This is a genomic window from Roseibium sp. Sym1, from assembly GCF_027359675.1.
In the GTDB taxonomy this organism is placed as follows: domain Bacteria; phylum Pseudomonadota; class Alphaproteobacteria; order Rhizobiales; family Stappiaceae; genus Roseibium.
In genome coordinates this window covers 5,811,981-5,828,930 of record NZ_CP114786.1, presented here as the reverse complement: position 1 = coordinate 5,828,930, position 16,950 = coordinate 5,811,981, and the positions used below count along the sequence as shown (strand labels likewise).

Genomic DNA, 16,950 nt, shown 5'->3' with positions numbered 1-16,950 from the left:
GGCCGGATGGCCGGGGCTTTTGTCTGTCTGTCGAGGTTGGTAAGACCGCGGCTGCGTCTACAATCCGAGGCTCGGATTGCTCGCGCCTCTCAGGATCTGGGTCAGGAAGCCGTAGTCGGCACCGCCCGTGCGGGTCTTGCGGGTGACGATGTCGACGATCTTGCCATCTTCGAGCGAATAGTTGCCAAGATCCTGAACGTAGCCGTCCTTGTCGAAATAGACCGCCACAACGGTCTGCTCGATGATGTCCGGGGACATGAACGCGGTCGTCGCCGTCTTCTGGGAAATATAGTAGTAGGCGTCGCCGGCGAGGCTCGATGTGGTCGAAGGCGATCCGAGGACCAGTTCGACCTGTTCACGGCTGGATCCCACCTGAACCTGGTTGAGCATGTCCGTGGTGACGACATGGCCATGGGTATAGGTGGATGTGAAGCAGCCGCCGAGCGGCAGCGTGGCCAGAAGCGGAAGGATCAGGGCGCTCGCCTTGAAGTTCATCTAGGAATTCCCGTTTCGCCAGACCCGTCTGGCAGCTTTTGAATTTCGTTGCTTGGCAAAGTCACTATCGTGGGATAGGGCACAAGGCAACACCTGACTTCAAAGGAGACGTCATGATATTCGGCCTGTTCCGCCGCCGGTCCCGCGATGCCGAACACAAGGTCTATTGTGAAATCGTGGCTCAAGCGCGGCAACCGGTCTTTTATACCGACTTTGTTGTGCCCGACACAATAGATGGCCGGTTCGACCTGATTGTTGCCCACGCGGTGCTGTTTTTCAGGCGCCTGCGCAGCGAGGGCAAGGAGGTTTCCGAGTTTTCGCAGACCGTCTTTGACCTGTTTTTCGAGGACATGGATGCATCCTTGCGCGAAATGGGGGTCAGTGACACACGGGTCCCGAAGAAGGTAAAGGTCATGGGAGAGGCCTTTTATGGCCGGGCGGATGCCTATATTCCGGCTATCGACGAAGGCGATGTCGCTCAACTCGCGGAGGCACTGGGCCGCAACATCTATACGGAAACCAGCGAGCCGCTCGCGCAGACCCGCCTCGCGCACTATATGCTGCAAGCTGCAGCAGACCTGAAAGAACAATCGGCGGAGGAACTCATGAAAGGTGAGATCCGGTGGCCGGATGCGGACCGCTTCAAGTCCCTGACCGTTTGACGGGGACGGCACAGGTTGCTCGAGGAAAGAAGAAGAACAATGGCAAAAGAGACTTTTCCCTATTCCAGCAAGGTGAACGCCGGCAAGGTGATCGACAGGGACCAGCATGTCACCGTTTCGCCGGACGCCGCCGCGCTCACGGCCATTGCGGAGGCCTACGATCTGGACGGGATCCGGGAGCTGACGGCTGAGTTCACGCTGAAACCTTATAGAAAGGCAGGCGTGCGCGTTGTCGGCCCGATCGCCGCAACCGTCAGCCAGACCTGCGTGGTGACCCTGGAACCGTTCGACAGCCAGCTGAAACTCGACGTCGACCGGACGTTTGAACCGCAATCCAGCCGCCCACGCAAGATACGCGACCTCAACGAGGACGGAGAGATCGAGATTGATCTGGAAACGCTCGATCCGCCTGACGTCATCCTGGACGGCGTGCTCGATCTGGGGGCGGTGATCTGCGAGGAACTGGCGCTGTCGCTCGATCCCTTTCCGCGCAAGCCCGGGGCCGAGTTCGACGGTGGCGACGGCGAGGACCTTGAAGCGGAGGAGGAGGAAGAAAAGCCGTCCGCCTTTGCCGCCTTGCAGGCTCTCAAGGGCAAGCCTGAACAGGGGGCGTGAAACGATTGGTGCGCTGCTTGGACCGGGCAATCGCTGTTTTGCCGACGGTTTTCAACGCCTCAGCACGGCTGGGTCAGGAAAACGGTTGTCAGTCCTGCCAAAAGCGCTATGTTCGCGCCGTTCTTGGCACTCCGGCCTGGGCGTCTGCCGCTTGGGCAGGACTTTTTGGAGAGCGCCATATGGCGCCGTTCTTGGTAGTCAAACGTCAAAAGACCTTCTAGATGACGAAAACCATTCCGATTTCTCTGGATGCCATGGGCGGCGACAACGGGGCTGAAGTCGTTATCCCCGGGGCTGAGATCGCGCTTGTCCGCCACCCGGATATCCGCTTTCTCCTCTATGGCAACGAGAAAGTCGTCCTGCCGCTTCTGGAACAGTATCCCCGGGTTCGGGACGCTTCCACGTTCCATCACTGCGACATTTCCATCGCCATGGACACCAAACCCAGCCAGGCCTTGCGCCAGGGACGCTGGCGGTCGTCAATGTGGCGGTCGATCGAGGCGGTGAAAACGGGAGAGGCCTCGGTTGCTGTCTCGGCCGGCAACACCGGTGCTCTGATGGCCATGTCGAAGTTCTGCCTGCGCACGATGGCGAATATCGAACGTCCGGCAATCGCCGCGATCTGGCCGACCATGCGCGGCGAATCTGTCGTGCTCGATGTGGGCGCGACGATCGGTGCCGACGCACAGCAGCTGATCGACTTCGCCATTCTCGGCGGTGCCATGGCGCGCGCCCTGTTCGGGGTGCAGCGACCGAGCGTCGGTCTGCTCAATATCGGCGTCGAGGAAGTGAAAGGGCTCGAAGAAGTGCGCACGGCCGGCAGGCTGCTGCGGGAGACGCCGTTGCGCTCGCTTCAATATGCCGGCTTCGTCGAAGGCGACGATCTCGGCAAGGGCACGGTTGATGTCGTGGTGACGGAAGGCTTTGCCGGCAATATTGCGCTGAAGACGGCCGAAGGCACGGCCAAGCAGATCGGCAGCTACTTGCGTTCGGCCATGAATCGCACCTTTATGTCCCGTATCGGATATATCTTCGCCAAGGGCGCCTTTGATCTGCTGCGTGAGAAAATGGACCCGCGCAAGGTCAATGGCGGCGTGTTCCTGGGACTGAACGGCATTGTGATCAAGAGCCACGGCGGAACGGATGCCGAAGGTTATGCCTCGGCAATCGATCTGGCCTATGACATGGTCAAAAACGAACTGACCCACAAGATCGCCCAGGATCTTGTGCATTACCATCGCGGCCGCTTCGCTGAAGCCGCGCCGACATCGGAAGGTGATTTGTGAGCGTAATCCGTTCAACAGTGACCGGCTGCGGAAGCTATCTGCCGGAAAAAATCCTGACCAACGACGACCTTGCCAAGATGGTCGAAACGTCCGACGAGTGGGTTGTTCAGCGCACCGGCATCAAGCAGCGTCACGTGGCCGCCGAAGGGCAGGTGACTTCGGACCTGGCCCTGGAAGCGGCCAAGAGAGCTCTGGTCTCCGCCGGTCGCGATGCGCAGGACATCGACACGATCATTCTCGCAACGGCCACGCCCGACAACACCTTCCCGGCAACGGCGGTCACGGTGCAGGCCAATCTGGGCATACATCACGGTGCCGCCTTCGACGTTCACGCTGTCTGTTCCGGCTTCGTGTTCGCGCTCAGCACCGCCGACGCCTATATCCGTTCGGGCATGTCCAAACGGTGTCTGGTCATTGGAGCGGAGACGTTCAGCCGCATTCTCGACTGGACCGACAGGACCACCTGCGTCCTGTTCGGCGACGGCGCCGGTGCCGTCGTCGTGGAGGCGGGCGAAGGCACCGGCAGCACGGACGACAGGGGCGTGCTGACCACGCATTTGCGGTCCGACGGCCGCCACAAGGAAAAGCTCTACGTGGACGGTGGACCGTCCGCGACCCAGACGGTCGGTCATCTGCGCATGGAGGGCCGGGAGGTCTTCAAACACGCTGTCGGCATGATCACGGATGTCATCGAAGACGCCTATGCGGCCACCGGCCTCAATTCGGATGATCTCGACTGGTTCATTCCGCACCAGGCCAACAAGCGCATCATCGACGCCAGCGCCAAGAAGCTGCACATCGCGCCGGAAAAGGTCGTGACGACTGTCCAGTGGCACGGCAACACTTCGGCCGCGTCCATTCCGCTGGCCCTCGATACGGCAGTGAAAGACGGACGTGTCAAAAAGAACGATCTTTTGATGCTGGAAGCGATGGGCGGCGGATTCACCTGGGGATCGGTGCTGCTGCGCTGGTAACGAACGCCGGATGCGGTCTGCCACAAATAGTATCATCACACCGAGTTCCGGTTGACCCACCTGCCTCAAGGCCGTACCGTATGGTCTTGCATTGGAGTTCTCTTGCAAAATCAGCCAGATCGCTGGCGTCGTTGAGGAGGGGTTATGGGCAATCGGACTATTACCCGAGCAGATCTGTGTGAGGCTGTTTATCAGAAAGTCGGTCTGTCTCGGACCGAGTCTTCTGAATTGGTCGAACGTGTTCTTTCTGAAATTTCCGACTGTCTCGTGACCGGAGAATCGGTAAAATTGTCAAGCTTCGGGTCGTTTGTCGTTCGCTCCAAGGGAGAGCGTATCGGCCGCAATCCGAAGACGGGCGAGGAAGTGCCAATTTCGCCGCGTCGTGTGATGGTGTTCAAGCCATCGAACGTATTGAAACAGCGGATCAACGATGCGCTGACAGGACAGGCAAGCAAATAAAAAGACCGGATGAGCTCGCAGGACAAAAGCCCCGACGCCTTTCGAACCATCAGCGAAGTCGCTGAAGATCTGGATTTGCCGCAGCACGTGTTGCGATTTTGGGAGACGCGTTTCTCCCAGATCAAGCCGCTCAAACGAGGCGGGGGACGGCGTTACTATCGCCCTGACGACATCGAGCTCCTGAAGGGCATCCGCTACCTGCTTTACGGTGAGGGCTACACGATCAAGGGCGTGCAGCGCATCCTGAAAGAGCAGGGGCCCCGGTTTGTGATGCAGGTCCGGCACGAAGTCGGCCATCCGCTGCCGACCACGTCTCCCGAGGCGACGCTTTCCGCGCAGGTTGCTTCCGAAGACGAGGCCGCTTCTGTTCCGCACGGCCAGAACGGCCAGCGCGAAGCGTTGCCAAGTGGTGTTCTGGCAGACGACGCTCCAGACCCGGCAGAGACGCAGCATGCCGGCAGTTTCAACATTCTCGGCCGCCTGCGCGGCGAGAAAAATGCCCAGGGCGGCGCAGTGAACGCGGCATCCGTGACGAAGGAAGATATCCGCCGCCTCCAGGCCACCCTTTTCGAGCTTCTGGAATGCAAGCGCACCCTGGATCAGGCCCGCTGATCGCGCGTTTGAAGGTTTAACCGGACTTCCTGCCGAACAGTTTTCCGAGCAAGCCACCTTTGGAGGGCAGCCCCTTCCTGCCTTCGGCCGACGCTTGCGCTCTCAGTGCAATGCTTCTGAGTTCTTCCATGGACGCCCGCTTGACCGGTGGTGCGGAAACCGTCTGGGAAAAATCCTTTAATGGGTAATTTAAAGTTGCAATGGGTGAAAACTCACTCAAGTCCCATGCAGGAGGCATAGAAGCTGGTGGTCGCCGGCCAGTCGGAGAAGATGCCCTTGACGCCGACCTCCTGCGCCAGAACGTCGACCACTTCCAGCATCCGGCCGTCGCCGTCAACGGCCTCGTTGATGCTTTGGTAGTACCAGCCGCCGCCGGACCCGAGCGGCCCGGAGCGCTCCAGTGTCCATGTGATGATATCCAGGCCGGCTGCCTTTGCCGCTCGCGCGTAAGGCGAGGGAACGATCTTGCCATTTTCCAGTGTCAGCAATACGAAGAGCGGCGGAGCGATGTAGTTGACGCCCATCGCCTTGAGCTCCTCCATCGACGGTGTGAAGGTCGCCGGATCCATCGGTTCGAGGTCCCGGCGGCCATCCAGGAAAACGGCCTGTTTGCCGAAGTCCGGTTCGTTGGCGATCCAGTAGCGCACATCGTCGAGATTGAAGGACTGCGGATAAACATCTTCGGGCGGGATGCCGGCGGCCTTGTAGTCGTCGACAAGCTTCTGGGCGTAGTCCCGCTGGGAAAACCCGTCATATGGCATGGCCACCTTCGGCGCTTTCAGCTCCGGCGTGAATTTCACGCCGAGGTCCTTGAACAGCCTGATGCTTTCGCCGTGGGTCATCAAGGTGCCCGCCGCACCGTAAAGCTCCGTGCGCCAGGGAGCCGTGCCGTTCAGGAAGGCTTCCGGCGTTTGCGCGGTCTTGTCGGCGCTGTCCATCTTGCCGCGCAGGGACCTGAACTCCGCGAGCGTGAGGTCGGAGGTTCTGCACTCGGCGGAAGCCGGCTCGTCGCCCTGCGCCGGCGTGAAACCGCTGGTGCATTTGTCCGCCAGGTCCGTTGCCAGGATGTTGGTGGTGGTGTGCAGGTCGTTCTGGGAATGGCGGCAGACCAGTTCCTTGTCCCTGGTGAAGGTCACGTCGCACTCCAGGATGCCCGCGCCCATCAGGGCCGCGGCCCGGTAGCCTTCTTCCGTGTGCTCGGGAAACTGCAGCGGCGCGCCGCGGTGGCTGATGGAAAACAGACTGCGCTTCACCGGCTGTCCGATGCAGCTCTCAAGCTTCGCCTTCAAGGGGCTGTCGTCCATCTGGTTCACCAGCCAGGCGGGCCGGGGGCCAAGCTCGATGTCGGCCGCATGGGCAGACCAGGCACTTGTCAGGACGGTCAGGGAAAGAGCGGCAAGGAAGAAACGCATTTTGGGGATCCGGAATGAATAGGAGAGGAGGGGGTAAGTAGAGGCTTCGCCGGGTTGTGCAAGGGCCGGAGGAGGTAATCAGGCTGGTGTCCAGGCAATCCGCAGCGCTTCCGGTCCCCTGACCGAAAGCCCACGCTTGTAGCGTACGTCCGGTTCGGCCAGCTCGATGGTCTTGAACCGTTTCAGCAGCGTGGAGAAGATGATGTCCATGTCGAGCCGTGCCAGGTGATTGCCGAGGCAGAAATGCGCCCCCCGGCCGAAGGCGATGTGCCAGTTGGGCGCGCGCCCGACATCGAAGCGGTCGGCGTCGGGAAACTGGTCGGGGTCGCGGTTGGCGGAACCGTAAAGCACGCCGAACTTGGTGCCGCGCGGATAGGTCTGGCCGCAGACTTCTACGTCTTCGGTGCAATACCGATGGAAAAAGGGCAAGGGCGCCTCGTAGCGGAACATTTCCTGCACCGCTGTCTTCATCAGCCCGGGATCGTCGCGCAGGCGCTGCATTTCGCCCGGAAATTTCAGGAGGGCATGGAGGCCGCTGCCGAGCACGTCGATGGTCGAGCCGTGACCCGCCATCAGGATCAGCATGGCAGTGGAGATGAATTCATCGTGGCTCATCTGGCCGGCGCGTTCCGACTCGATCATCAGCGACAGCAGGTCGTCTCCGGGATCCGCTGCGCGGGCAGCCTTGAGGTCCAGCAGGTAGTGATAGAATTCGGTCGTGTTGCGTTCGGCCAGCTCCTTGCGCGCGTCGGAACGGTCGATATCGAAATACTGCACGATGTTCTCCGACCAGACCCGTAATTGCGGGCAATCCTCGTCCGGCACTCCAAGCACGCGGCCAATGATATGCCCCGGCACGTGGGCTGCGAGACCCTCGACGAAATCGATCTCCTTCCGGTCGGCCAGACCTTCGACCAGTCGATCGACATAGGCCTGGATGTCATCGCGCAGCTTGCCGACCATCACCGGCGTGAACAGCTTGAACACCTGCTTGCGCAACCGGTCGTGAACCGGGCCGTCGCTGTCGAGCAGCGAAAATTGTACGAAGCGGGAATGATGCGGCATGTCATGCCAGTTCTGGGACCGCTTCAGCGCGGCAATCTCATCCTCACCGGCAATGTGGTCCAGGGAGCGGACCATGCTGTCATGCTGAACGATCTCGGAGACGTCCTCGAAACGGGCCGCCAGCCAGACATCGAATTCCTCGAACCTGGTCAGACCGTCCCGCGCGCGCAAGGCTTCATAAAACGGATAGGGGTTTTGAGCGAATGCATCGGACAACGGTTCGAAGGAAAGGTCTGTGGACGGGCGCATGAAGGGCTCTTGGGGCGGGGTGTCATCGGTTAGAATTGTGATTCTTGGCAGGGTCGAGGATTTGGCTGGCCGAGTGCAAGCGGAAAGCGGGAGCTTTAGGACATTTTCTGCAAGGTGTGGGGACTTATCCAAAGCACGGCTTTCGGCTCTTGGGGATAGTGAGGAAATGACAGTTCTGACGATATCGGTCGGGGCTCTGAAATCTTAACAATTCCTAAACGCAGGGCGGTGGCCTTGCTTGCACGAGATCAGCAGTAGTTAGGTGCGTGAGGCCGACATGCGAGTTCCCAAGGCTTTTTCGGAAGAATATCAGACCTTTCTGCGGGATTCCGGATTCGACAACGAAGACCCGCAGGCCTTGCTGATGGACCTGGCATCGCTGAGCATGGAAGTCTACCTGAAGGACATCGCCTGGCTGTCCGACTTTATAGGTCGCGTCCAGCGGGCGAAACGGGAAGCGGCCTGAGGGGCAAAAGGCAGGGAGCAGGGCAGCCTTCGATCCGGTTTCATTCGCCCAGCCGATCCCTCCCGTGAAGTGATATTGCGCCACAACGACAGCCAAATCACTCTTCAGGCAACAGCTCGAACACCTTCACCGGCGCCTCGTATCCCTTCACCGCCGTTTCGCCCACGGACCGCATCTGGAAACGGCCTTCGACGCGCGCGGCGAGGTTCTCGCTGACAAGGATGCTCGTCTTCAGCTCCCGGTTTACCCCTTCCAGCCGCGAGGCCAGGTTGACCGTGTCGCCAAGGGCCGTGTAGTTCAGCCGGTCCGAACTGCCGACATTGCCGACAATGGCTTCGCCAGTGTGGAGGCCGATGCGGGTCCGGACCGGGGGAATGTCGCCGTCCTGCCAGGAATCCGTTTCGGCCTTGCTGGCGGCGATCACGGCAAGTGCGGCCTCGCAGGCCTTGGCCGCATGATCCTCCACCCGGTTTGGCGCGTTCCAGAAGGCCATCACCGCATCGCCGATATACTTGTCGATGGTGGCGTCATGATCCAGAAGCGTCTGGGTGACGATCTCGAAATAACGTGACATGCGCCGCATGACCTCTTCCGGTTCCAGATGAGAGGACATGGCGGTGAAATTTTCCAGATCCATGAAGAGCACCGTGATGTCGCGTTTGACACCGCCCGGCTCCGGCACTTCCTGGCGCTCGATCATCCGCCGCACCAGAGCCTTCGGCACGTAGCGTCCGAAGGTCTGCAACGATGTGCGCATCTGGTCGAGGGCGCCCTCCAGCTTGTAGATCTCGTCCACGACGGATTCATGCGGAAAGGGCTGGTCCAGGTCGAATTCCCGGATGCGCCTCGTGCCGTCGGCAAGCACCTGCAGCGGACGGGAAAGCGAGCGCGACACCAGCCAGATCAGCGGGACGCTGCCAAGGGCAATCAGCATCGAAACGCCGATCGTCCGCCGCGAGGCCTGGGTCAGCTCACCGACAACGGCGGATAGCGGCAATGCGATGGCCAGGTTTTCCTGCGTGTTCGCCCCCAGTTCGATCTTGGACAAATGCGTGATCCACATCCGGCCGTTGACGTCGATCGTATCGACGGTGTCCTGGCCCGGATCGAGCACCCGGGTCTGCAGCGCTTCGAGCGCCGCCCGCCACCCGCTCCTGTCGACCGTTTCGTTTTCCGAGGAATTGGCAAGCAGCGCACCGTCCCGGCCGATGATGGCCAGAACACCCTCCTTGGCCTGCGGCTCGGAATTCAGAAAATTGTCGAGATCCTCAAGGGTCAAATCGACCCCGACGACACCCTTTGCATAGCGCTTGCTGACGGTCAGCCCGGGTTCGCCGGTGCCGGCGAAGAGGTAGACATCCGTGCGGGTGACATGGGCGACCTCGTCCGCCGCCTTGAACCATGGCCGCTCGCGCGGGTCATAGTCGATCTCGTAGGTGCTGGTTGTCGCAAGCGTATCGCCGTTTTCATCGAGAAAGCGGTCATAGCGGATCGGCTTCGACCTGTCGCCGCGCAAGATAATCTGCTCCAGAAGGTGTGTTCCCTCCGGTGCACCGAGCGCTTCAAGGTCTTTTTTGGAGCGTGTGCGGGCGGCGCCGATCAGATAGCTGCTGCCATCGTGATAGCCGATATAGATGTTTGCGATCTGCGGCATGACATTGACAAAGGAAATCATGCGCTTGCGGGCAGGGTGACCGCTGGCTTTCGGGACGGCGTCCACATCCAGCCAGTCGCCGGAATAGTCCGCGATGGAGTCGATCGGCGCGATCAGCGACGCAGTCTGCAGCCGGACAACCTCGGCCGAGCGTTCCATCAGTGCGCGGCCGGCGGTCAGAGCCGAGGCCCGGTTGGAATAATGGGTGTAGGAGATGATCGTTGCCGCGAGCGCCAGCGCCACGCCAAGCGTCACCACGAACAGGCTGACGGTGATCGGAAATCTGGTCCGGCCTGGTCTCACCTCCAGTCTGCTCCCCAAAAATGTTTTTAAGTCCTTGTTGTGCCGGGAAAACTATTGACCCAGCCTGTCTTTGGCAACCGGATAATATGGTCACACATGCTGCAGGGTTTTTGGGACGACCGACAGAGGTTTTGGCTGTTTCCAGCGCCTGTCGCATCACGATGGTCAAACGAAGCGCCAGCGGGGGAAATACCGGACGTTCAAGGTCCCGGCTCCCCCATCGCAGTTCCCCCGTCACGGTTACCCTGGCCGGGTTGCCACGGCAGCGCAATTGCGCCGGCACCTGTTGTCTGGAATGCCGGGGCCGGGGGGACAACCAGGGCGGATACGCAAAGACGGGCCGCATCCGCGTGATTGAAATCACAGATTGTCATGCGAAACAAATGCACTCTTTGCGTCAAGACCTGTCCCGGGTGATCCTGCAGGACCTGCCCGAGCACCTTGAAACCAAAGCCGGTGTGCCATGTCCGAGACCGAGCCCTACCTGCCCAGCAATCTGAGTGCGATCCATGTGATCGGCGTGACCCCGGCCGACCACCACCTGCTGTCCCGCCAGACGATTCCGGGGTTCCTGGACGCGGACCTCGTCGGACACCCCAATCACAGCTTCACGCGGCACGGCAAGATCCGGCCGACCGTCTATTTTGCCAACGGGTCACGGTTCACCCAGTCCCATGTGAAAGAGCACAATATCGGGTATCACCCGCCGAGCGGGCAGCACCTTTTCTTCGGCAATGTGGACCAGGACGAGTTCTGGCGCAGACGCGCCGATCTCAGGACATTCCGCGCGTATCTGGACGGTTTCACCGATCCGTCGGGCCGGCCGAGTGGCACACCGCCGCCGCGCCTCGGAGAAAGTTTCGAGGGACGCATGCTCCTGGAAATCAAGGAAGGCAGCATCCATCCGTCGAGATCGGCGCTGGTGTCCGTCTCCTACCAGCAGGCCGTTCAACTCGTCAGAGCCATCCGCGCCCGCACCGGCGAAAAACGGAAATTCAGCCCGACGCAGGAGTGGTATTTCGGCGAGGCGCCTTTTGGATGAATTTGAAAAACTGTCCTGCCCGACCTGAGACATAGGTGACAAAACGTTCCGGACACATAGGTAACACTTTCCGTTTTTCGGGAGGTGTCGATGCCGTGGCAAGAGGTGTCCAAAGTGGAGGAACGTCTTCGTTTCATCGCCCGTCTGTTGGATGGCGAGGGCATGAGTGCGGTTTGCCGTGAGTTCGGCATCTCGCGCAAGACTGGTTACAAGATCTGGAACCGTTATCGACGCGATGGGATGGAAGCGTTGTGCGACCGGTCGCGCCGGCCGGTTCGCTACGCCAACCAGCTTCCCGAGCAGGTTGAGCGCCTGATTGTCTCGACACGGCAGGAGAAGCCGCACTGGGGCGCGCGCAAGATCCGGGAGGTGCTGGTCAGGAAGCTGGCCGGCGATGTGCGTATCCCGGCACAAAGCACGGTGCATGCGGTTCTTGACCGGCACGGCCTTGTCAGCAGAGCCCGCAAGAGGCGGCGCGCCAACAAGGCCGCAGGCACGCCTCTTTCGGCTGGTCTTGCCCCCAACGATCTCTGGGCAGCGGATTTCAAGGGAGAGTTCAAGCTGGGCAACCGGCACTACTGTTACCCTTTGACGGTCACCGACCACGCGTCCCGTTTTCTGCTGAGCTGCGAGGCCTTTGACTCAACGAAGGAAACGCCGGTCATAGACGCCTTCCTCGCCCTGTTCAAAGAGCGCGGCTTGCCGTCGGCGATCCGCACGGACAACGGCTTGCCGTTCGCATCGCCAAACGGGCTCTACAACTTGTCAAAGCTGTCGGTGTGGTGGCTGCGTCTGGGGATCGGCATCGAGCGTATCAAGCCAGGCCACCCGCAGCAAAACGGCCGGCACGAACGCATGCATCTGACCTTGAAGAAGGAGGCCACCCGACCGCCAGGCATGAACAGCCTTCAGCAGCAGGCCAAGTTCGATGCCTTCATGAAGGAATTCAACGAGGAACGACCTCATGAAGCGCTCAGAATGAAGACACCGGCGGAAGTCTACACAGCCTCATCAAGGCAATATCAGGGCCTGCCGGACCTGGACTACCCCTTCCATGACAGGGACGCCCTGGTCACCGCATGCGGACGAATCTGCATGCATCGCAAGAAGATCAACGTCTCGACCGTTCTGGCCGGTCAGAAACTCGGGATCAAGGAAGTGGAAGAGGGAATTTGGCTGATCAGCTTCATGAGCTATGATCTGGGATACATCGACCTGGAGCAGAGAACACTACAGACAATCGACAACCCGTTCGGCGCGAGGTTGTAACCCATGTCTCCGGTACAAACTGTTACCTATGTCTCCGGATCGGACATCCGGTAAAATGGTCGGGCAGGCCGGATTTGAACCGACGACCCCTTCACCCCCAGTGAAGTGCGCTACCAGGCTGCGCTACTGCCCGAACGGACCCTACCTAGCTTGTTCGAATGCCAAGCGCAAGCGGCTTGTTGCGGCAGGTGGACCGGTTTTCCAGTGGTCTGTCACCGCGGCGCGGAGAGGGAGGACATCTGCCCCCGGCTTCGCCCCTTGCCGAGTTTCTCCGCGGCAATCAGGCCCCATGCGAGACCGTAGAGCATGTACATGTGCCGCCAGTGGTCGGTGTCGATGATCACCGACAGGATCAGGTGGGCGGCGAAGACGACAAAGACGCATTGCGTGAACGCTGTCCAGGGTCGGGACTTGAACACAAGCGGAACGAGGGCGCACAGTGTCCACAGGGCCATGACGATATAGACCGTACCGCCCAGCCAGCCATAGGTGGTGAAGCCCTTCAGGTAGACATTGTGCTCGTCTTCCGGGAAATACTTGTTGAATTCCAGCGGGCCGAGGCCGAGCGGATGTTCCATCACCAGCTGGAAGCCGAGCGCGTAGCGGGCGAAGCGGCCGAGCCGGGCGCCGTCATATTCCTGGACCAGCCGGGCGCGCTGCTCGAACATCTGCGAGACGGTGTCGATGGACAGCGCCGCGGCAATCAGGCCGGCAAAGGCGACGACGCCGAGAACGCCCAGGAACACCAGCCGTGTCCGGCGTGGCCCCTTGCGTTCCGTCACCAGGGCCAGGAAATAGAGCAGCAGCACGGAGGCAAACAGCACCCCCCAGGCGCCACGGGAGAAACTCAGGAAAATGCCGAGCAGAAGGATTGCCAGCGGCACCAGCAGAAACAGATTGCGCAGGACAGACTCGCGCAGCAGCTTCTGGATCAGGAGCATGGCGGGCAGAACCAGGAACGGTCCGAACACGTTCGGGTCCTGGAATGTGCCGCGGGCACGCTCATAGAGCGTGAAATACTCCGCGCCGGGAAACAGCTTGAAATAACCGGCAATGCCGATCGATGCGACAAGGACCGCGCTGATGGTGTAGCCGTTCTGGATGACCCGGCACCGCCCCGGATCATCCGCCAGGATGGCGGCGTAGAAGATCGCGGTGACGGCCAGGAAGCCGGAGACGGCGATATACATGATCGCGTCGCCCATCTCCTTGGCCAGCGGAATGGAGGCGACGCCACCGGCGATATAGAGCATCAGGCAGATGATCAGCGGTCCGAACTCGCGCCGCAGCTTCAGGCCGCAGGCAAGCCAGACCACGGACAGAAGCGCCATGTAGAGTTCGTAGGGGGCCGGTTCCTCGATCACGAAACCGGACAGGAACGCGGCAAGCCACAGGGCGCCGTTTCCCAGGCTCCTGGCTGAAAGACCGGCGGGCGTGCGCACCAGCTGTACGCCGCCGTAGGGTTCGGCCGCGACGCTCAATAGGCATTCTCCGTATTGAGCAGGCGGAACGGTGTCAGGAACAGGATCTTCAGGTCGAACAGGACCGACCAGTTCTCGATGTAGTAGACGTCGCATTCGACGCGCTTCTGGATCTTTTCCGGCGTATCGACTTCACCGCGCCAGCCGTTGATCTGGGCCCAGCCCGTGACGCCGGGCTTGACCTTGTGACGGGCAAAATAGCCGTCGACCACATCGTCCCAGGTCTTGTTGTCCGTATGGGCGTTGACGGCATGCGGGCGCGGGCCGACAAGCGACAGGCTGCCGCCGAGCACGTTGAAGAGCTGCGGCAACTCGTCGATCGAGGTCTTGCGGATGAACCTGCCCACGCGGGTCACGCGCGGGTCGCCCTTGGTCACAACCCTTTTCGCATCCGGGTCGGCCATGTTCGTATACATGGAGCGGAACTTCAGGATCTCGATGATTTCGTTGTTGAAGCCATAGCGCTTCTGCTTGAACAGGATGGGGCCCTTGCTGTCGAGCCTGACGGCAATCGCCGCGGCGATCATCACCGGAAACAAGGCGATAATTGCAGCCGTTGCGAAGACCAGGTCGAAGATCCGCTTGGCGACCATGTCCCAGTCGGCGATGGGTTTCGCGGCCACGTCGAGAAACGGGACGGTGCCGATGAAGCTGGCGCCGCGGTTGCGGAACCTGACCTTGTCGGTATGGGCGGACAGGCGGATGTCCACCGGCAGGATCCAGAGCTTCTTCAAAAGTTCCAGCACACGTTTCTCGGCGCGCAGCGGAATGCAGACGATCAGCATGTCGATGCGGGCAAGGCGGGCGAATTCCACCAGGGCGCTGATGTTGCCGAGCTTGGGGTACCCGGCGACCACGGGAGGCGACCGCTCGTTGGAGCGGTCGTCGAAGATACCGCAGATACGGATGTCGTTGTCCGACTGGGCTTCCAGGTCGTGGATCAGCTCCTGGGCAGCGGTGCCGCCGCCGACAATGATCGCACGCCGTTCCAGCCGGCCGGATGACATCCAGTGACGGACCATCCGGTAGACGACGACGCGCGACAGGCAGAGCCCGGTCAGGCTGAGCGCGTACCAGGCGCCGATCCAGGCCTCGGAAAGGGTCGCCCCGACGCCTGTGGTGGTGCGCAGGACGGCAAACATGGCGAAGACCAGGGTCCAGCCGGCGGCCACGCGGCCCAGCTGGGACAGGCCCTGGCGCATCACCGGGACCTGGTAGACATCCGCCGCCTGGAAGAAGGCAAGGGTGAACAGCATGGCCGCTGCCGTGACGAAGAGATTGGCCAGTCCCAGGCCGGCCGCTTCCGGGCTGGTGAAGGCGGCGGCAACGGCCGTTCCGGCGATCAGCAGGATATCCGTCAGGCGCACAAGGCCGGTCAAGACCGGAACGGAGACGCCTTTGCCCCCAAGCCCCTGGGCGATTTCAATGGCATCGCTCGTCAGGCTCGAATTGGCGGTAGGCAGTATCTCGACATTTCCGGGCGGAACCGTGCCGCGGACCGTGTGCCTGAAATGTTTTTCCAACCTGTGGCCCAGGGGAGAGCCGCCGGCAATCGGCTGCGGTTCGACCGGGTCTGTCGGTTTGAAAGCGGGATTGTTCATTATCGGTTGCTCGACCTGGCATAGACTGTCTGGGCGGGAGATGCCGCGGAAGCACTTAACGGTGCGACCGGCATCGGGTCGTCAACCGGCGAGATGCCCTTGAGTTCCTGGTAGAGATTGGTGATCCGGTCGGTCATCAGGTCGACGGAGAACGTCTCTGCAAGACAGCCACGCAATTCCTTTGCCTGAGCAGACATCTTCTGCGGATCGGCCAGCGCATCTTCCATCGCCATGGTCAGCTTGCCGATATGCCCCGGTTCGACCAGCCGGTGCGCATAGCGGCCGAAAATCTCGGGAATGCCGCCGACACGGGTGGCAATCAGCGGCCGTTCGGCTGCGACGGCCTCCAGAATGATGTAGGGCATGGCTTCCGCCCGCGACGGGATGACAACGTTCCGCGCCATCTTGAACGCGTCGCGTGCGGGCAGGGCGCCATGGAATGTCACGGAACGCTCCAGCCCGAGTTTTTCGACCATGTTGCGGTAGCGCTCCTCGTCCGGCCCCTCGCCGACGATATGCGCACGCGGGGCTTCTCCTGTCTTCAGGCGGATGTTGTAGAGCGCCTCGATGAACAGGTCCGGTCCCTTGAGATCGCGCAGCATGCCGATATAGAGAAAGTCGGCGGCATCGTCCGCGGCCGAAACGGGACTGAATTCCTCCGGCGTGAGACCGTTATAGACAATGCGCGATTTTGCCTTCGGATGGCCGACCTTGCTCTCGTAGGCGGCCGCCTCGTAGTCGGAGACAAAGATCAGCCCGTCCGTGAGCCGTCCCAGAAGCCGCTCGATCGAATGGTAGACCCGCCCCTCGAACCTGTTGGGATCGTAGTGCAGGCTGCCGCCATGCGGACAATAGACGCGCTTGACGCCCTGGCCGCGCAGGTTCAGGACGCTGCCGATCAGGCGGACATAGGCTCCGCCCTTGGCGCCGTGCCCGTGCAGGATATCCGCCTTCAGGTCGCGGAGATGCTTGTAGAGGGAAAGGGTTGCCGTGAGGTCCTGGACCGTCAGTTGACGCTGCATGGGAAAGCGCGCCAGACCGAGCGCGAGTTTCGGCCTCAGTTCTTCCAGCTGGCTGTTGTCGAATGCGCTGCCCGTGCTGCTGTCGCAAATGAGACCGACATCGTGGCCCGCTTCCGCCTGGCATGTCGCCAGGTCGCGAATGTGGCGGAAAATTCCGCCAATCGGCGAGCGAACACAATGCACGATCCGCAGGGGAGTCGTTGTCATGGTGCAGTATCCCTGTTACCGCCCCCAGGTTTCTTGTCGAACCTGTGGGGTCCTGTAACTGCACCCTAACAAAGGG

At 61.1% G+C, this 16,950-nt stretch carries 16 protein-coding genes and 1 tRNA gene; 9 read left to right on the top strand and 8 right to left on the bottom strand.

What is annotated here, in order from left to right:
* Positions 1 to 57: 57 nt before the first annotated feature.
* On the bottom strand, positions 58 to 495 hold the full coding sequence (locus tag O6760_RS27015) for an outer membrane protein assembly factor BamE (RefSeq protein ID WP_269582749.1): 438 nt from the start codon (positions 493 to 495) through the stop codon (positions 58 to 60).
* Positions 496 to 608: 113 nt separating this feature from the next.
* Between O6760_RS27015 and O6760_RS27010 the strand changes: the two genes are divergently transcribed.
* The 6 genes from O6760_RS27010 (at position 609) to O6760_RS26985 (ending at position 5,103) form a co-directional block, all read left to right on the top strand.
* Positions 609 to 1,157 carry a ubiquinol-cytochrome C chaperone family protein gene (locus O6760_RS27010; RefSeq protein WP_269582748.1) on the top strand — a complete coding sequence of 183 codons (549 nt, stop codon included), beginning with the start codon at positions 609 to 611 and terminating at the stop codon, positions 1,155 to 1,157.
* Positions 1,158 to 1,196: 39 nt separating this feature from the next.
* Entirely contained in the window at positions 1,197 to 1,772 is a 576-nt protein-coding gene (locus O6760_RS27005) for a YceD family protein (RefSeq protein ID WP_269582747.1), read from the top strand.
* A 221-nt stretch (positions 1,773 to 1,993) separates the two neighbouring features.
* Positions 1,994 to 3,058: a phosphate acyltransferase PlsX gene (plsX, locus tag O6760_RS27000; protein ID WP_269582746.1), complete on the top strand. Its 1,065-nt coding sequence runs from the start codon at positions 1,994 to 1,996 to the stop codon at positions 3,056 to 3,058.
* Complete coding sequence (locus O6760_RS26995) at positions 3,055 to 4,032, top strand: beta-ketoacyl-ACP synthase III (RefSeq protein ID WP_269582745.1); 978 nt, start codon at positions 3,055 to 3,057, stop codon at positions 4,030 to 4,032. Before plsX ends, O6760_RS26995 begins: the two co-directional genes overlap by 4 nt.
* A gap of 144 nt (positions 4,033 to 4,176) precedes the next feature.
* The gene (locus O6760_RS26990) at positions 4,177 to 4,491 is read left to right on the top strand and encodes an integration host factor subunit alpha (RefSeq protein WP_023003819.1); all 315 of its coding nucleotides are present in this window, start codon (positions 4,177 to 4,179) and stop codon (positions 4,489 to 4,491) included.
* 9 nt (positions 4,492 to 4,500) lie between these two features.
* Positions 4,501 to 5,103, top strand: a complete 603-nt coding sequence (locus tag O6760_RS26985) for a MerR family transcriptional regulator (RefSeq protein WP_269582744.1) — start codon at positions 4,501 to 4,503, stop codon at positions 5,101 to 5,103.
* Between the two features lie 212 nt (positions 5,104 to 5,315).
* Here O6760_RS26985 and O6760_RS26980 read toward each other — a convergent pair whose 3' ends face one another.
* Positions 5,316 to 6,515, bottom strand: coding sequence for a glycerophosphodiester phosphodiesterase family protein (locus O6760_RS26980; RefSeq protein WP_269582743.1), 1,200 nt, complete (start codon positions 6,513 to 6,515; stop codon positions 5,316 to 5,318).
* A 78-nt stretch (positions 6,516 to 6,593) separates the two neighbouring features.
* Complete coding sequence (locus O6760_RS26975) at positions 6,594 to 7,829, bottom strand: cytochrome P450 (RefSeq protein WP_269582742.1); 1,236 nt, start codon at positions 7,827 to 7,829, stop codon at positions 6,594 to 6,596.
* Positions 7,830 to 8,106: 277 nt separating this feature from the next.
* Between O6760_RS26975 and O6760_RS26970 the strand changes: the two genes are divergently transcribed.
* Positions 8,107 to 8,295, top strand: coding sequence for a hypothetical protein (locus tag O6760_RS26970; RefSeq protein ID WP_269582741.1), 189 nt, complete (start codon positions 8,107 to 8,109; stop codon positions 8,293 to 8,295).
* A gap of 97 nt (positions 8,296 to 8,392) precedes the next feature.
* Here the strand turns inward: O6760_RS26970 and O6760_RS26965 are convergent, their stop codons facing one another.
* Positions 8,393 to 10,252 carry an adenylate/guanylate cyclase domain-containing protein gene (locus tag O6760_RS26965; RefSeq protein ID WP_269582740.1) on the bottom strand — a complete coding sequence of 620 codons (1,860 nt, stop codon included), beginning with the start codon at positions 10,250 to 10,252 and terminating at the stop codon, positions 8,393 to 8,395.
* Between the two features lie 463 nt (positions 10,253 to 10,715).
* Here O6760_RS26965 and O6760_RS26960 point away from each other — a divergent pair, with 463 nt between their 5' ends.
* A complete protein-coding gene (locus O6760_RS26960) occupies positions 10,716 to 11,294 on the top strand; it encodes a hypothetical protein (protein ID WP_269582739.1) in 579 nt (192 codons plus the stop codon).
* A gap of 90 nt (positions 11,295 to 11,384) precedes the next feature.
* Positions 11,385 to 12,563, top strand: coding sequence for an IS481 family transposase (locus tag O6760_RS26955; protein ID WP_269582738.1), 1,179 nt, complete (start codon positions 11,385 to 11,387; stop codon positions 12,561 to 12,563).
* 56 nt (positions 12,564 to 12,619) lie between these two features.
* Here O6760_RS26955 and O6760_RS26950 read toward each other — a convergent pair.
* From O6760_RS26950 to O6760_RS26935, 4 genes are all read right to left on the bottom strand, one after another.
* Positions 12,620 to 12,696: transfer RNA gene (locus tag O6760_RS26950), tRNA-Pro, on the bottom strand.
* 79 nt (positions 12,697 to 12,775) lie between these two features.
* A complete protein-coding gene (locus O6760_RS26945; protein ID WP_269582737.1) occupies positions 12,776 to 14,044 on the bottom strand; it encodes an O-antigen ligase family protein in 1,269 nt (422 codons plus the stop codon).
* On the bottom strand, positions 14,041 to 15,645 hold the full coding sequence (locus tag O6760_RS26940) for an undecaprenyl-phosphate glucose phosphotransferase (protein ID WP_269582736.1): 1,605 nt from the start codon (positions 15,643 to 15,645) through the stop codon (positions 14,041 to 14,043). Before O6760_RS26940 ends, O6760_RS26945 begins: the two co-directional genes overlap by 4 nt.
* The gene (locus O6760_RS26935) at positions 15,645 to 16,874 is read right to left on the bottom strand and encodes a glycosyltransferase family 4 protein (protein WP_269582735.1); all 1,230 of its coding nucleotides are present in this window, start codon (positions 16,872 to 16,874) and stop codon (positions 15,645 to 15,647) included. The genes O6760_RS26940 and O6760_RS26935 overlap by 1 nt, the downstream gene beginning before the upstream one ends.
* Positions 16,875 to 16,950: the final 76 nt, after the last annotated feature.

Excerpts from the sequence above, each read along its gene's own strand:
- O6760_RS26980 (WP_269582743.1), bottom strand. The coding sequence starts at position 6,515 with ATGCGTTTCTTCCTTGCCGCTCTTTCCCTGACCGTCCTGACAAGTGCC.
- O6760_RS26975 (WP_269582742.1), bottom strand. The coding sequence starts at position 7,829 with ATGCGCCCGTCCACAGACCTTTCCTTCGAACCGTTGTCCGATGCATTC.
- plsX (WP_269582746.1), top strand. The coding sequence starts at position 1,994 with ATGACGAAAACCATTCCGATTTCTCTGGATGCCATGGGCGGCGACAAC.
- O6760_RS26985 (WP_269582744.1), top strand. The coding sequence starts at position 4,501 with ATGAGCTCGCAGGACAAAAGCCCCGACGCCTTTCGAACCATCAGCGAA.
- O6760_RS27010 (WP_269582748.1), top strand. The coding sequence starts at position 609 with ATGATATTCGGCCTGTTCCGCCGCCGGTCCCGCGATGCCGAACACAAG.
- O6760_RS26940 (WP_269582736.1), bottom strand. The coding sequence starts at position 15,645 with ATGAACAATCCCGCTTTCAAACCGACAGACCCGGTCGAACCGCAGCCG.
- O6760_RS26935 (WP_269582735.1), bottom strand. The coding sequence starts at position 16,874 with ATGACAACGACTCCCCTGCGGATCGTGCATTGTGTTCGCTCGCCGATT.
- O6760_RS27015 (WP_269582749.1), bottom strand. The coding sequence starts at position 495 with ATGAACTTCAAGGCGAGCGCCCTGATCCTTCCGCTTCTGGCCACGCTG.
- O6760_RS26970 (WP_269582741.1), top strand. The coding sequence starts at position 8,107 with ATGCGAGTTCCCAAGGCTTTTTCGGAAGAATATCAGACCTTTCTGCGG.
- O6760_RS27005 (WP_269582747.1), top strand. The coding sequence starts at position 1,197 with ATGGCAAAAGAGACTTTTCCCTATTCCAGCAAGGTGAACGCCGGCAAG.
- O6760_RS26955 (WP_269582738.1), top strand. The coding sequence starts at position 11,385 with ATGCCGTGGCAAGAGGTGTCCAAAGTGGAGGAACGTCTTCGTTTCATC.
- O6760_RS26990 (WP_023003819.1), top strand. The coding sequence starts at position 4,177 with ATGGGCAATCGGACTATTACCCGAGCAGATCTGTGTGAGGCTGTTTAT.
- O6760_RS26960 (WP_269582739.1), top strand. The coding sequence starts at position 10,716 with ATGTCCGAGACCGAGCCCTACCTGCCCAGCAATCTGAGTGCGATCCAT.